Origin of the sequence: Solwaraspora sp. WMMD406 (genome assembly GCF_029626025.1) — a bacterium.
Taxonomy (GTDB): Bacteria; Actinomycetota; Actinomycetes; order Mycobacteriales; family Micromonosporaceae; genus Micromonospora_E.
This window is the reverse complement of sequence record NZ_JARUBF010000001.1, coordinates 3,553,503-3,566,833: the sequence shown is the minus strand read 5'-3', so window position 1 is coordinate 3,566,833 and position 13,331 is coordinate 3,553,503. Positions and strand designations below refer to the sequence as shown.

The following is a 13,331-nucleotide window of genomic DNA, read 5'->3' as shown; positions in this document are numbered from 1 at the left end:
GCGACGGCTGCGCCGGTCCCGGCGGGTCAACCCGGCGGCGGTACGGTGACGAAGTCGATCATGCGCTCCATGGCGTTGATCAACGGTGTCTCGACGTCCTGGTAGCCGCGCACCCTGGCGAGGATCCGGCGCCACATCTCGGCCGGCTCCGCCACGCCGACGGCCGCGCACACCCCGTCCTTCCACGGCTGACCCGGCGGGATCCGGGGCCACTGCCGCAGCCCGACCCGGTCCGGTTTGACCGCCTGCCACACGTCCACGTACGGGTGGCCGGTGACCAGCACGTACGGCGAGTCGACCGCCGCGACGATCCGGCTCTCCTTCGAGCCCGGCACCAGATGGTCGACCATGACGCCGAGGCGCCGCCGAGGACCGGGGGCGAACTCGGCGACCCGGGTGGCCAGGTCGTCGATGCCGTCGAGCGGTTCGACGACCACACCCTCGACCCGCAGATCGTCACCCCAGATCCGTTCCACCAGGGCGGCGTCGTGCACGCCTTCGACCCAGATCCGACTGGCCCGGGCCACCCGGGCGGGCTGGTTGGCCACGGCGATCGACCCGGACGCGGTCCGTTGCCGCTGACGCGGCGCGGTCGGGGCAGGTGCCGGACGGCGCAGCGTCACCGGCTGCCCGTCGAGCAGGAACGCCGCCGGGGCGAGGGGGAAGTGCCGTCGGCGTCCGTGCCGGTCCTCCAGCGTCACCGCGCCGGACTCGAATCCGACCACGGCCCCGCAGAAGCCGGAATCGGCGTCCTCCACGACGAGGTCCGGCTCGGCGTCCACCTCGGGCACCGTGCGACGTCGACGCCAGTTGCCCGCCAACACGTCGTCGCCGTACCGCCGATCACCACCCACGCCCGGCAGGCTAACCGCCGGGCCGGCCCGACCGGACGCCGACGCGCCGGAAAGCGCCGCCCGGGCACCCGGCCGGGGAGTCGCACAGCGGGCATCGAGACAACCGGCACTGTGGCACGTACCCTAGCGTGCATGTCCCCCGCAGCAGGCGCGGCGACCCTCGCGACGCGTCGTTCCAGCCGGTTCGTCACCTGGGTTCGCGCATGGCGCGCGGGCCTGGTGTCCTACGACGAGATCGCCGACGAGATCGCCGGCGACGAGGAACACCTCGTCGCCGACGCACCCGGCGCCTGGACCGATCTGCCGTTGCGCGACGCGCTGTCCTGCTTCTCCAAGTTGGCCCCGGACGAGATCCGACTGGTGCTGCCGGCGCCGGGCGATCCCCGTGGACTCCCCGGACCCGGCGAGTTCGCCGGTGCCGCGCTGCTGGCCGGCGAGGCCGTCGTCGCCCGAGGTCTCGGCGTGATCCCCGAGGTCCGCACGCACACCTCCGGTTCCGGCGTCACGTTCGAAACGGTGCTATGGCGCGTCCACCCGCTGCCGAACGACCTGCCCAACGGGAACGGGTACGCCGATCCCGGGCCGGCGGAGGCCGAAGCGGAGCTGTCCAGCGCGCTCGCCGAAGCCACCGCCGCGCTGACCCGGCTGGACGTGGCCCACTGGCGTCCCGAACTCGCCGGTGCGCTCGCGGCGTTGCGCCGCCCGGACGCCGGCATGGACCTGCCGCCCGGCTTCGACCCCCGGGCCCGGCGGTTGTTCGCCCGGGCCAGTGTGCTCGACCAGGTGCTGGCGCTCGCCGAACACGTCGCGCCCGGCGGAGCGGTCAACGGCTACGAGGCCCAGCAGCGCGACGCCGCGCTCCGCCCGCTCACCGCCGCCTGCCGTCAGGCGCTGGTGGCTGCCTGCAACGCCCCGCTGCGCCCCTGACCCGGAGGGGTCAGATCCGATCCCTGACCGGGGCGGGTCAGATCTCGTCGATCAGGTCGGCCACCGACGGCACGATCCGGGACGGCCGGTACGGGTATCGGTCGATGTCCGTCCGGCTACTGATCCCGGTCAGCACCAGGATGGTCTGCAGCCCCGCTTCGAGCCCACACAGCACGTCGGTGTCCATCCGGTCGCCGATCATCGCGGTGCTCTCCGAATGCGCGTCGATCGTGTTCAGCGCCGACCGCATCATCATCGGGTTCGGCTTGCCGACGAAGTACGGCTCCACCCCGGTCGCCTTGGAGATCATCGCGGCGACCGAACCGGCGGCCGGCAACGCGCCCTCGATGGACGGCCCGGTCGGATCCGGGTTGGTGCAGATGAACCGCGCCCCGTCGTTGATCAGCCGGACCGCCTTGGTGATCGCCTCGAAGCTGTAGGTCCGGGTCTCCCCCAGCACCACGTAGTCCGGGGCGTAGTCGGTCAGGATGTAGCCGACCGCGTGCATGGCGGTGGTCAGCCCGGCCTCACCGATCACGTACGCGGTGCCGCCCGGCCGCTGCGCGGCCAGGAACTGCGCGGTCGCCAACGCGGCCGTCCAGATCGCCTGCTCGGGTACGTCGAAACCCATCCGGGTGAGCCGGGCCTGCAGGTCCCGAGGGGTGTAGATCGAGTTGTTGGTCAACACCAGGAAGGGTTTACCCGAGGACCGGAGCCGGTTGATGAACTCGGGCGCGCCGGGCACCGGCTGGCCCTCGTGCACCAGCACACCGTCCATGTCGGTGAGCCAGCTCTCGACGGGTTTGCGATCCATCACGTGGTGCTCCGAGGGGAGGTGGCGGGGGCGGAGATGGCGGGGGTGCAGCAGTTCACCGGGCAGGTGTCCCAGATCGGCAGCGTACCCAGCCGTTGTCGCGACCCGGTTTCCGGCCGGTGGATCCGCTCGTCCTGATGGATCCGCTCGTCCTGATGGATCCGCTCGTCGACGAGTTCGCGCACCATGCTGACGAACCTGGGGTGCACACCGGGCGTACCGGCCCGGACGAAGACCAGGCCGAGATCCTTGGCGGTCGCCGCCGCTTCGGTGTCCAGGTCCCAGACCACCTCCAGGTGGTCGGAGACGAACCCGATCGGGCTGACCACCACGGCGGCCACCTCGCGCTCGGCGAGGGCGGACAGGTGGTCGTTGACGTCCGGCTCCAACCACGGCACCTGCGGCGGGCCGCTGCGGCTCTGCCAGACGAGGTCGTACGGCAGATCGGGGGCGGCCGCGGCGGCGACCAGCCTGGCGGTCTCGGCCAGCTGCGCTTCGTACCGGCCGCCATCGGGACCAGCCGCCGCGGCCATCGAGTTCGGGATCGAGTGGGCGGTGAAGATCAGCCTGGTGCGGCCACGCAGCGCGGGGTCGATGGTGTCCAGCGCGGAGCGCACCGCCTCGGCGTGCGGCTCGACGAAGCCGGGGTGGTCGTGGAACTGGCGCAGTTTGTCGATCACCGGGGCGTCCGGGCCGACTGCGGCGCGGGCCGCCGCGATGTCCTCCTGGTACTGCCGGCACGACGAGTAGCCGCCGTAGGCGCTGGTGACGAAGGCGAGCGCGCGGCGCACCCCGTCGTCGCGCATCCGCGCGACGGTGTCGGCGAGCATCGGGTGCCAGTTGCGGTTACCCCAGTAGACCGGCAGGTCCAGCCCGTTGGCGGCGAAGTCGGCCTGGATCGCGGCGAGCAGGTCCCGGCACTGCTGGTTGATCGGCGACACCCCGCCGAAGTGCTGATAGTGCTCGGCGACCTCTGCGAGGCGCTCCGGCGGCACGTTACGTCCCCGGGTGACGTTGTGCAGGAACGGCATCACGTCGTCGGGGCGTTCCGGGCCACCGAACGAAACCAGGACCAGTGCGTCGTACGACATGCTCACATTGTCGCTGGTCGGGCCCGGCGGCCCGGCAGCCACCCCAGGGCCGACCCGGCCGGCCGATCACGGGTGGCGCGCGGTCAGGCGCCGACGGCGTGGTAGCCGCCGTCGACGTGCACGATCTCGCCGGTGGTGGCCGGGAACCAGTCCGACAGCAGCGCCAGGCAGGCCCGCGCCGCCGGTTCCTGGTCGGTCAGCTGCCAGCCCAGTGGAGCCCGCTCGGTCCAGGCGTTCTCGAACGCCTCGAAGCCCGGAATCGACTTCGCCGCCATGGTGCGCAGCGGACCGGCGGAGACCAGGTTGCTCCGGATGCCCTTGGGACCGAGATGCACCGCGAGGTAGCGGGAGGCGGACTCCAGGCCGGCCTTTGCCACCCCCATCCAGTCGTAGACCGGCCAGGCCACGGTGCCGTCGAAGGTGAGTCCGACGACCGCACTGCCCGGTCCCATCAGCGGCAACGCCGCCATCGCCAGCGACTTGTACGAGTAGGTGGAGACGTGCAGGGCGGTCGCCACGTCCTCCCAGGGGGCGTCGAGGAAACCGCCGCCGAGGCAGCTCTGCGGGGCGAACCCGATGGAGTGCACCAGGCCGTCGAGCCCGTCGACGTGTTCCCGGACCCGGTCGGCGAGGCCGGCGAGGTGTTGCGGACTGGTGACGTCGAGTTCGATCACCGGGGCCTCGACCGGCAGACGCTTGGCGATCCGCTGTACCAGCGACATCCGGCCGAAGCCGGTGAGCACGACCGTGGCACCGTTCTCCTGGGCCAGCTTGGCCACCGAGAAGGCGATCGACTGGTCGGTGATGACGCCGGTGACGAGCAGCCGTTTGCCGGCCAGCAGTGCGGACACAGGGTTCTCCGTTCGAAGGTCGAAGGTCGAAGGTCGCGATGTCGGGTGTGTCAGTGCCCCATGCCGAGGCCGCCGTCGACCGGGACGACCGCCCCGGAGACGTAACTGGCCCCGTCGCCGGCGAGCCAGGTCACCACCGAGGCGACCTCGTCGACGGACGCGAAGCGCCCGGCCGGGATCGCCTTGCGGTATTCGGCCTTGCGTTCCTCCGGCAGCGCCGCCGTCATGTCGGTCTCGACGTAGCCGGGGGCGACGACGTTGGCGGTGATGTTGCGGGTGCCGAGCTCCCGGGTGATGGAGCGGGCCATCCCGACCAGGCCGGCCTTGCTGGCGGCGTAGTTGACCTGGCCCGGCGAACCGAGCAGCCCGACCACCGACGAGATGAAGACCAGCCGGCCCCAGCGGGCCCGCAGCATCTTGGTCGAGGCCCGCTTCGCGCAGCGGTACGCGCCGGTCAGGTTGGTGTCCAGCACCGAGGTGAACTGTTCCTCGGACATCCGCATCAGCAGCGTGTCGTCGGTGATGCCGGCGTTGGCGACCAACACCTCCACCGGCCCGAGCTCGGCTTCTACCGCCCCGAACGCCTGGTCGACGGAGTCGGCGTCGGTGACGTCGCACCGTACGCCGAACAGGCCGGCCTGCTCCTCGAAGCTCGACCGGTAGGTGATCGCGACCCGGTCGCCCTGCTTCACGAACGCCTGCGCGATCGCCAGGCCGATACCCCGGTTACCGCCGGTGACCAGTACGGTGCGGGCCACGTTCCCCCCTCGTCGTGATGGATCCGATTCTGGAGACTAGGTGCTACCGCCTGGTAAGCAGTAACCTGGGGGTGCCGGCTCCGTGGCGTGATTGTGCCGGCGCGCCGGTCCGGGTGTACGATCTTGCCCGGTTCAACGGCCGGACGACATGTGGAGGTGATCGCTGTGCGAGATAGCGATCCTCCGAGTCGCCGCCGGGTCACCGGTCGAGCGCGCTGACCTCGGCGCGGCTCCCGGTGCGCCCGTGCGATCTACCCGTGTCGCCCGTCAGCCCGCCTGCCGGTCACCCTCCGTCGGGGGTGGTCGGCCCGTCGCCGGAGCCCGCCCACGATGAACCGTTACGTCGCCCCGCTGGGTTTCACCCTCGTCGCCGTCTGGATCGCCGTCATCTTCGTGCTGGCCAGCGGCACCCAGTGAGCCCGGGTGCCGGTCAGGGTGAGCCCGGGTGCCGGTCAGGGCAGCCGTGACGTCCACAGCAGACTGAGCACGGCCGAGCCGAGTGCCAGCAGCAGCGCCACTCCGGCGTACCACTGGGTGATCTCACGCGGCACGGTCCGCTGCCCGATCGAGCTGCCCATGTCGGCGTAGACCTCGTTGAGTTCGGTGACCGACGCGGCCTCGTAGAAGTATCCGTTGGTCGCGTCGGCCAGCTCGGCCAGGGCGAACCGGTCCACCGGCACCCGCTGCACCTGGCCGCCGATCTGCACCTCGCCGGCGTCGGTGCCGAACGCGATCGTCGACACCGGCACGTTGGCCGCGGCGGCGGCCGCTGCCGCTTCCTCCACCGACCGGCCCGAGGTGCGGTATCCGTCGGAGAGCAGCACGATACGCGCCGGTGGCGGACCCTGCGCGCCGTCGGTGGGCACCATCCGGATCGCTTCGAGCGAGGTGAAGACCGCCTCACCGGTCGCGGTCGCCTCGGCCAGCACCAGACCGTCGATCGCCTGGGTCACCGCCGGGCGGTCCTTGGTCGGTGCGACCAGGACGTTCGCGGACTTGGCGAACGCGACCAGTCCGATGTTGTAACCCTCCGGCAGTTCCGCGACGAACTCCTTCGCGGCCAGCTGCGCCGCTTCGATGCGGCTCGGCGCGACGTCGTCGGCCTCCATGGACAGTGACACGTCGATGGCGAGCATGACGGTCGCGCGTTCCAACGACTCCTCGGCGTCGATCGACGGCCGGGCCATCGCCGAGGCCAACGCCATCAGGCTGAGCAGGAACGCCACGGCGGGCAGATGCCGGCGCCAGCCCAGGCCTCGGGGGGCCAACGCGCGCAGCAGCTCCACGTTGGTGAACCGGACCGCGTACGTCTTGCGGCGGAACTGTCGCCACACGTACGCCCCGGCGAGGGCGAGGACCGGCAGCAGGGCAAGCAGCCACCAGGGCTGCAGGAAACGAATCATCGAGCTTCGCTTTCCGGGCGCGGGGCGGGTGCCGGGCGGGCGACGCCACGGGTACGGGCGTGCCGCTGCCCGGCGACGAACCGGACGATGTCCAGCAGCCAGTCCGAGTCGGTGCGCAGGCGCAGATGTGCCGCTCCGGCGCCGCGCAGGGTGTGCGCGATCGCGTACCGCTGGGCGGCGGCGGCCTCGGCGTACCGTCGGCGCAGCCGGGGGTCGGCGGTCTGCACCTCGTGCACCTCGCCGGTCTCCGGGTCGGTGAACGCCAGCACACCGGCGTCGGGCAGTTCGAGCTCACGCGGGTCGACCACTTCGACGGCGAGTACGTCGTGGCGGACCGCCAGCTTGCGCAGCGGCCGACCCCACTGGTCGGGCGGGGCCATGAAGTCGGAGATCACCACCGCCACGCCCCGGCGTCGGGGGGGCCGGTTCAGCATGTCGATGAGGGCGCCGAGGTCGCTGCGACCGGGCCGCGACGGCGTGTTGGCGATCGCCCGCAGCAGGCCGTGGGCCTCCCGCCGGCCGGGTCGGGCCGGCAGCCGGGTGGTGAGCCCGCCCCGGGCCGGGTCACCGGTGCCGATGACCGCGCCGATCCGGTTGCCGCCGCGCGCGGTCAGGTGGGCCATCGCCGCCGCCGCCGAGATCACCAGGTCCCGTTTGAGACATCGTGCGGTGCCGAAGTCGAGGCTCGCCGACAGGTCGACGGCGATCCACGCCTCCAGTTCCCGGTCGGCCACTGTACGGCGAACGTGCGGCACGGTGGTGCGGGCGGTGACCGGCCAGTCCATCCGCCGGACGTCGTCGCCGGGGCGGTACTCGGTGGACTCGCCGGCTTCGCTTCCCGGCCCGGGCAGCAGCCCGACGTAGTCGCCTTGCAGCAGGCCGTCGAGTTTGCGGGTGACGGTCAGGTAGAGCCGGGAGAGCACCGCCTCGGACCGGCCCGCCGTCGGCGCTGCGGTGGACCGGCCCGCCGTCGGCGCTGCGGTGGATCGGCCCGCCGTCGTGGGTGCCGGTCCGGTCACGGCAGCTGCCCGGGCCAGTGGCCGCCGCCGGTCGGCGCCGGGTGGGTGCCACCTTGCGGTGGGAACGGGCCGGTGCCGACCGGTCCGCCCGGCACGCCCGGACCGTTACCTGGCGCGCTGTGCGGGTGGCCGGGCATCGGCGTCGCGTTCTGCCGGGGGGCGACCGACGGCAACGGTACGGTCGACATGATGCGCGACACGACGTGGTCGGCCGGTACGTCGTCGGCGAGAGCGTCGTAGCTGAGCACCAGCCGGTGCCGCAGGATGTCCGGGGCGATGTCCTGCACGTCGGAGGGCAGCGCGTAGTCACGGCCGCGCAGCAGCGCCAACGCCCGGGTGGCCCGGACGATGCCGAGCGAGGCGCGGGGGCTGGCCCCGTACTGGATCAGCTGGGCGACGTCGGGCATGCCGTGCTCGGCCGGGGTACGGGTGGCCAGCACCAGCCGTACGGTGTAGTCGACCAGGGCGTTGTGGACGAACACCTGGTCGGCCTTGCGCTGCAGGTCGATGAGGTCGGTCGGCCGGAAGACGACCTTCGGTTCGGGTGCGCTGACGCCCATCCGGTAGACGATCTCCCGTTCCTCGGCGTCCGTCGGGTAGCCCACGACGATCTTCATCAGGAAGCGGTCCCGCTGGGCTTCGGGCAGCGGATAGACGCCTTCCTGCTCGATCGGGTTCTGCGTGGCCATCACCAGGAACGGCTCCGGCACCAGGTGGGTCTGGCCGCCGAGGGAGACCTGGCGTTCGCTCATCACCTCCAGCAGCGCGGACTGCACCTTCGCCGGGGCCCGGTTGATCTCGTCGGCGAGCAGGAAATTGACGAACACCGGTCCGAGTTCGACGTCGAACTTCTCGCTGGACTGCCGGTAGATCCGGGTGCCGACCAGGTCGGCGGGGACCAGATCCGGGGTGAACTGGATCCGGGCGAAGCTGCCGCCGACGACCGTGGCGAGGGTTTCCACGGCCAGTGTCTTGGCGACCCCGGGCACGCCTTCGAGCAGACAGTGTCCTCGGGCCAGGAGTGCGACGAACATCCGTTCGACCATCCGGTCCTGCCCGACGATCACTCGCTTAACCTCGAACATCGCCCGTTCGAGCAGCGTGGCGTCCTCGGCCGGAGTAGCGCCGGGCTGCGGCGACGGGTCGGTCGATGTCGACGATTCGGGCGTGGTCGGCTGGGCCACCGGTCCTCCACAGCATCTGGCGTCATCAGTCTGGAATGGGTCGTGCCGTACTAAGCCTCGCACGTCTGCCGGAAAGGCTGGGCAGGGGCCGAGAAAGCACCGCAGGGTGGGTAGACACAGGGGGGATTGGCGTGTGTACGATTCAGCCGTCGCCGGGCGGCTTCCCCCGTGGCCGCCCGGCGCGCTACACCTTCGGCCCGACCAGTCTGTGGTCGTCTCGGCCGTCTTCTCTGCCGCGCCGCCGTCTTCTTCGCCGCGCCGCCCGCCGGGGCATGTCCGTCGGCGCTTCCTAGACTGGTTCCGGTGAGCCACCACGATGATTCCGGCTCTGCCGGCACCGCCGGCGGAGCCGGCCTGCCCGACCAGTCCGACCGGCCTGATGTCCCGCTCGTCTGCTCGGCCAAGGGCTGCCGCGCGTCGGCGATCTGGGCGTTGCGGTGGAACAACCCCAAGCTGCACGACGCGCAGCGCCGCAAGACCTGGCTGGCGTGCGGACAGCATCGGGAGCGGCTCGGCGAGTTCCTGGCGGTACGGGGATTCCTGCGCGAGGTGGCACCACTCGATTGATCGCCTACGCTCGTAAGGGTGAGCGAACCCTCTGCCGTACCGGACGCGCCGATCAGCCCGTTGGAGCCTTGGCCGGACACGGTGCACTGGCAGCCGGTGTCCCGTGACCTGATCTGGGTGGAACTGATCCGCCTCGCCATCGGCATGGGTCTGCTGCTCGCCGGGCTCGGCATCGGCTGGGCGATCACCGGCTACTGGCTGGTCGGGGTCGGTTTCGGCGCGGCGGTGCTGCTCACCGTGATGCGGACGATCACCACGGTCCGGGCCGTGCTCGCCTGGGGGTACGCCGAGCGGGACAACGATCTGCTGGTCCGGCACGGGCTGCTGATCCGCCGGCTGTCGATCGTGCCGTACGCCCGGATGCAGTTCGTCGACGTGACCGCCGGCCCGCTGGAACGGGCCTTCGACCTGGCCACGGTGCAGTTGCACACGGCGGCTGCGGCCAGTGACGCCCGGGTTCCGGGGTTGCCGCCGGCGGAAGCGTCCCGGCTGCGGGATCGGCTCACCGCGCTCGGCGAGGTTCGCGCGGAGGGGCTGTGAACCAGCCCGTCGAGCCGCACCAGCCGGTGACGCCGGCTGACTCCCCGCCGCCGGAGCCGCAGCAGACCGCCGGGCCGTACGGCCCGCCGCCCTACCCGGCGCAGGCGTACCCGGCGGCGCCGTACGCCATGCCGCCGTACACCGGGCCGGGGCAGCCGTACCCGATGCCCGGCCAGCCCTACCCACCGCCGGTGCCGGCGGAGGAGCCCCGAAAGCGGCTGCATCCGCTCAGCCCGGTGCTGCAGGGCGGCAAGGCCCTGGTCGTGATCATCGTCGGGCTGTCCTGGCAGACCCTCGGCCGGGTCGGGGTCGGGCGCTTCGCACTACTGGTCGCGCTCTGCCTGCTCGGCTACCTCGCGATGGCGGTGGTGAGCTGGTACAACACCGGCTACCACATCGTCGGCCGGGAGTTGCGGATCTACGAAGGGCTGATCTGGCGGCGGACCCGTGCCATTCCGCTGGAGCGTCTGCAGGCCGTCGAGGTGGTCCGTCCGCTGCTGGCCCAGCTGACCGGGCTGGCCGAGCTGCGGCTCGAAGTCGTCGGCGGCGGCAAGACCGAAGCGCCGCTGGCGTACCTGACCGTCGCCGACGCCGCCGCGCTGCGGGCCCGGCTGCTCGCGTTGTCCGGGCGCGGCGGTCCCGCTCCGGTCGACGGCGAACCCGTACCGGAGCTGCCGGACACCTCCGGCCCACCGCCGGGCCGGTTGCTGCACACCGTGGTCAACCGGGATCTGCTGATCAGCCAGTTGCTCACGCCGCAGACCATGTTCCTGCCGTTCGGTGTGGCGTTCGTGGTGGCCCAGTTCGCGACCGACGCCCAGTGGTCGTTCATCGCCGTCGCCAGCACCCTGACCGCGATGGCCGGTGTGATCCTGCAGCCGGTACGACGGGTGCTCAGCGACTGGAACTTCCGGCTCGCCCGCGACGAGGTCGGCCTGCGGGTACGGCACGGGTTGACCGAAACCCGGTCGCAGACGGTGCCGCTGCACCGGGTCCAGGCGATCAGCGTGACCTGGCCGCTGTTGTGGCGGGCCAAGAAGTGGCTCCGGCTGCGGCTGCACGTCGCCGGCTACGCCGTCGGCGACGAGCAGGGCGGACAGGCCGACCGGTTGTTGCCGGTCGGCGACCTGCCCACCGCCAACCACATCCTCACCGAGGTGGTGTCGGGGCTGGCGTTGGACACCCTGCCGCTGACCGCGCCGCCGCGCCGGGCCCGCTGGCTCAACCCTCTCGCCCAGCCCAAGCTCGGCGCGGGTCTGGCCGATCAGGTGTTCAGCGTGCGCAGCGGACTGTTGACCCGGCACATGACGGTGGTGCCGTACGCCCGGATGCAGTCGATCCGGGTGGTACGGGGTCCGATGCAGCGGATGCTGGGGCTGGCCACGGTGCACGCCGACACGGCGGGCGGTCCGAGCGCCAGCGCCAAGGACCGGGACGTGGCCGAGGCCTGGTGGCTGGCCGCCGAGCTGATTGAGCGGGCCCGCGCCGCCCGCACCACAGCCGACCCGTCGGCCGGTCGCCAGTCGGGTGACGCCGGACCGCGTCTGTCCTGAACCGATCCGACAAGCGGGAACCTTCGCGAGGGAACCCTCATTGTCGTCAAATCGGGGACGTGACGACAATGAGGGTTCCCTCGCGCCGTCCGTGCGGTACGACTACCCGGGGCGGCGGTGCGCGTTCGGTCAGCGGGCGACGGTGAGCAGCACCGCCGAGTCCTCGTCGGCGTACAGCGCGTGCCGGGCGTCCGGGATGACCAGCAGGTCGCCCGTCTCGCCCGGCCAGGACCGGTCTCCGGCGACCAGCCGGACCCGGCCCCGCAGCACCAGCAGAGTCGCTTCACCCGGGCTGGCGTGTTCGGCGACGGTCACCAGGGACGTTGGTCCCGATCCGACCGAGTCGCGTCGCTCAACCCGAGAGTCACTCAATCCGAGAGCCGGTCAGCCCGAGACGAGTGCCGGCAGGACCGTACCGATCGGTTCGCGCACCACCGCGTCGGCGATTCCGTCGTACGGTGTCGGCGCGGCGTTGATGATCACGACGCGGGCACCGGATTCGGCGGCTATCTCGACCAGCCCGGCGGCCGGCTGCACCGTCAGCGAGGTGCCGACGGCGAGCATCAGGTCGCAGTCGGCGGCGGCCCGCGCCGCCCGCCGCAGGGTCGGTCCGTGCAGCGACTGGCCGAACGAGATCGTCGCCGTCTTGAGGATGCCGGCGCAGTGCCGACAGGCCGGGTCGTCCTCGCCGGCGGCCACCCGGTCCAGGACCTCCCCGATGCCGGTACGGTCGGCGCAGCCGAGGCATTCGACCTCGTACAGCGTGCCGTGGATTTCGATCACGGTGTCCGGTGAGTTGCCGGCCCGTTGGTGCAGCCCGTCGATGTTCTGGGTGACGATGGCGGCCAGTCTGCCGGCGCGCTCCAGCTCGACCAACGCCGCGTGGCCGGTGTTGGGTTCGGCGGTCCAGGCGGCGTGGTCGCGGCGGCCCTGCCAGGCCCGTCGGCGGATGGCCGGGTCGGCGACGTACGCGTCGAGGGTGAACAGTTTGGCCGCCTCGGGGTCGCGGGTCCAGACGCCGTTGGGTCCCCGGAAGTCGGGTATGCCGGAGTCGGTGGATATGCCGGCTCCGGTCAACGCCACGATCCGGCGGGCGTCGGCGACCCATTCGGTGACCTGACGGATGTCGACGTCGTCGCGTACACCGCTCATGCCTGCGACGGTAGCCGGCGTCACCGCCGGACGACGACTCCCGGCCGGGCCAGCGCGTCCTTGTACGGCCGGACCATGATTAGTTCACCGGCGTGCTGCGGGTCGTCGCTGATCTCCTTGCCCATCAGGACGATCCAGGACTGCCACGGAAGGTCGGGGCCGACCTCGCCGACCTCCAGCTTGATCGGCCGTACGCCGTCGACGTGGTCGGCGGCCCGGACGTCGACGATGTCGCCGGGGCAGACCCGTACCGGCGCGTATTCGGTCGTTGGCGGTTCGGGTGCCCCGACCGGCCACAGCCCGGCGTACTCCAGGACGACGCGCACCCGCCGCGCCCTGGCGGCGTCGACCCGATGCAGTACGGCGAACGCCCGTCGGAACTTCTGGCAGAACGCGGCGGTGCCGCAGGTACGGCAGTCGAGCGTGATCCGCGACGGCATGTGTCTGTTGATCAATTCGACGGCGCGTACGGACATCGGGGATGCCGGTCGACGCGGTGGCATGTTCCGCATCGACAGCCGCCATGGCCCGTCGGTCGTGTCGTGTTGGCCGGGGATTCGGTTTGGCAGATTTCGCCGTCGGGCTGCCGCGAGGTTGCGGACCACTCGTGATCCGTTC

Annotated in this window: 15 protein-coding genes; 4 read left to right on the top strand and 11 right to left on the bottom strand. The window is 71.7% G+C overall.

What is annotated here, in order from left to right; translation table 11 throughout:
- Positions 1 to 26 precede the first annotated feature (26 nt).
- The gene (locus O7632_RS16020) at positions 27 to 854 is read right to left on the bottom strand and encodes a DUF3097 domain-containing protein (protein WP_278115224.1); all 828 of its coding nucleotides are present in this window, start codon (positions 852 to 854) and stop codon (positions 27 to 29) included.
- Between the two features lie 132 nt (positions 855 to 986).
- Here O7632_RS16020 and O7632_RS16015 point away from each other — a divergent pair, with 132 nt between their 5' ends.
- Positions 987 to 1,781, top strand: coding sequence for a hypothetical protein (locus O7632_RS16015; RefSeq protein ID WP_278115222.1), 795 nt, complete (start codon positions 987 to 989; stop codon positions 1,779 to 1,781).
- A gap of 37 nt (positions 1,782 to 1,818) precedes the next feature.
- Here O7632_RS16015 and O7632_RS16010 read toward each other — a convergent pair whose 3' ends face one another.
- The 7 genes from O7632_RS16010 to O7632_RS15980 form a co-directional block, all read right to left on the bottom strand.
- On the bottom strand, positions 1,819 to 2,595 hold the full coding sequence (locus tag O7632_RS16010) for an HAD-IIA family hydrolase (RefSeq protein WP_278115220.1): 777 nt from the start codon (positions 2,593 to 2,595) through the stop codon (positions 1,819 to 1,821).
- Positions 2,595 to 3,686, bottom strand: a complete 1,092-nt coding sequence (locus O7632_RS16005; protein WP_278115218.1) for a ferrochelatase — start codon at positions 3,684 to 3,686, stop codon at positions 2,595 to 2,597. The genes O7632_RS16010 and O7632_RS16005 overlap by 1 nt, the downstream gene beginning before the upstream one ends.
- An 83-nt stretch (positions 3,687 to 3,769) precedes the next feature.
- Entirely contained in the window at positions 3,770 to 4,537 is a 768-nt protein-coding gene (fabI, locus tag O7632_RS16000; protein ID WP_278115216.1) for an enoyl-ACP reductase FabI, read from the bottom strand.
- Positions 4,538 to 4,587: 50 nt separating this feature from the next.
- Positions 4,588 to 5,295, bottom strand: a complete 708-nt coding sequence (locus O7632_RS15995) for a beta-ketoacyl-ACP reductase (RefSeq protein WP_278115214.1) — start codon at positions 5,293 to 5,295, stop codon at positions 4,588 to 4,590.
- 452 nt (positions 5,296 to 5,747) lie between these two features.
- Positions 5,748 to 6,698 carry a VWA domain-containing protein gene (locus O7632_RS15990; RefSeq protein ID WP_278115212.1) on the bottom strand — a complete coding sequence of 317 codons (951 nt, stop codon included), beginning with the start codon at positions 6,696 to 6,698 and terminating at the stop codon, positions 5,748 to 5,750.
- Positions 6,695 to 7,621: a DUF58 domain-containing protein gene (locus tag O7632_RS15985; RefSeq protein WP_278120095.1), complete on the bottom strand. Its 927-nt coding sequence runs from the start codon at positions 7,619 to 7,621 to the stop codon at positions 6,695 to 6,697. The genes O7632_RS15990 and O7632_RS15985 overlap by 4 nt, the downstream gene beginning before the upstream one ends.
- Positions 7,622 to 7,713: 92 nt before the next feature.
- Positions 7,714 to 8,901 (bottom strand): MoxR family ATPase, encoded by a 1,188-nt coding sequence (locus O7632_RS15980; protein WP_278115210.1) that lies wholly within the window; start codon positions 8,899 to 8,901, stop codon positions 7,714 to 7,716.
- A gap of 303 nt (positions 8,902 to 9,204) precedes the next feature.
- On the opposite strand from O7632_RS15980, the gene O7632_RS15975 reads away from it, so the two are divergent.
- The 3 genes from O7632_RS15975 to O7632_RS15965 all read left to right on the top strand — a co-directional run bounded on the left by O7632_RS15975 (position 9,205) and on the right by O7632_RS15965 (position 11,561).
- Positions 9,205 to 9,468: a hypothetical protein gene (locus O7632_RS15975; protein WP_278115208.1), complete on the top strand. Its 264-nt coding sequence runs from the start codon at positions 9,205 to 9,207 to the stop codon at positions 9,466 to 9,468.
- 18 nt (positions 9,469 to 9,486) lie between these two features.
- A complete protein-coding gene (locus tag O7632_RS15970) occupies positions 9,487 to 10,008 on the top strand; it encodes a PH domain-containing protein (protein ID WP_278115206.1) in 522 nt (173 codons plus the stop codon).
- A gap of 128 nt (positions 10,009 to 10,136) precedes the next feature.
- Positions 10,137 to 11,561 carry a PH domain-containing protein gene (locus O7632_RS15965; RefSeq protein ID WP_278120093.1) on the top strand — a complete coding sequence of 475 codons (1,425 nt, stop codon included), beginning with the start codon at positions 10,137 to 10,139 and terminating at the stop codon, positions 11,559 to 11,561.
- 129 nt (positions 11,562 to 11,690) lie between these two features.
- Here the strand turns inward: O7632_RS15965 and O7632_RS15960 are convergent, their stop codons facing one another.
- The 3 genes from O7632_RS15960 to O7632_RS15950 form a co-directional block, all read right to left on the bottom strand.
- Positions 11,691 to 11,876, bottom strand: coding sequence for a hypothetical protein (locus tag O7632_RS15960; RefSeq protein WP_278115205.1), 186 nt, complete (start codon positions 11,874 to 11,876; stop codon positions 11,691 to 11,693).
- A 69-nt stretch (positions 11,877 to 11,945) separates the two neighbouring features.
- On the bottom strand, positions 11,946 to 12,713 hold the full coding sequence (locus tag O7632_RS15955; RefSeq protein ID WP_278115203.1) for a Sir2 family NAD-dependent protein deacetylase: 768 nt from the start codon (positions 12,711 to 12,713) through the stop codon (positions 11,946 to 11,948).
- 20 nt (positions 12,714 to 12,733) lie between these two features.
- Entirely contained in the window at positions 12,734 to 13,153 is a 420-nt protein-coding gene (locus tag O7632_RS15950) for a hypothetical protein (protein WP_278115202.1), read from the bottom strand.
- Positions 13,154 to 13,331 lie beyond the last annotated feature (178 nt).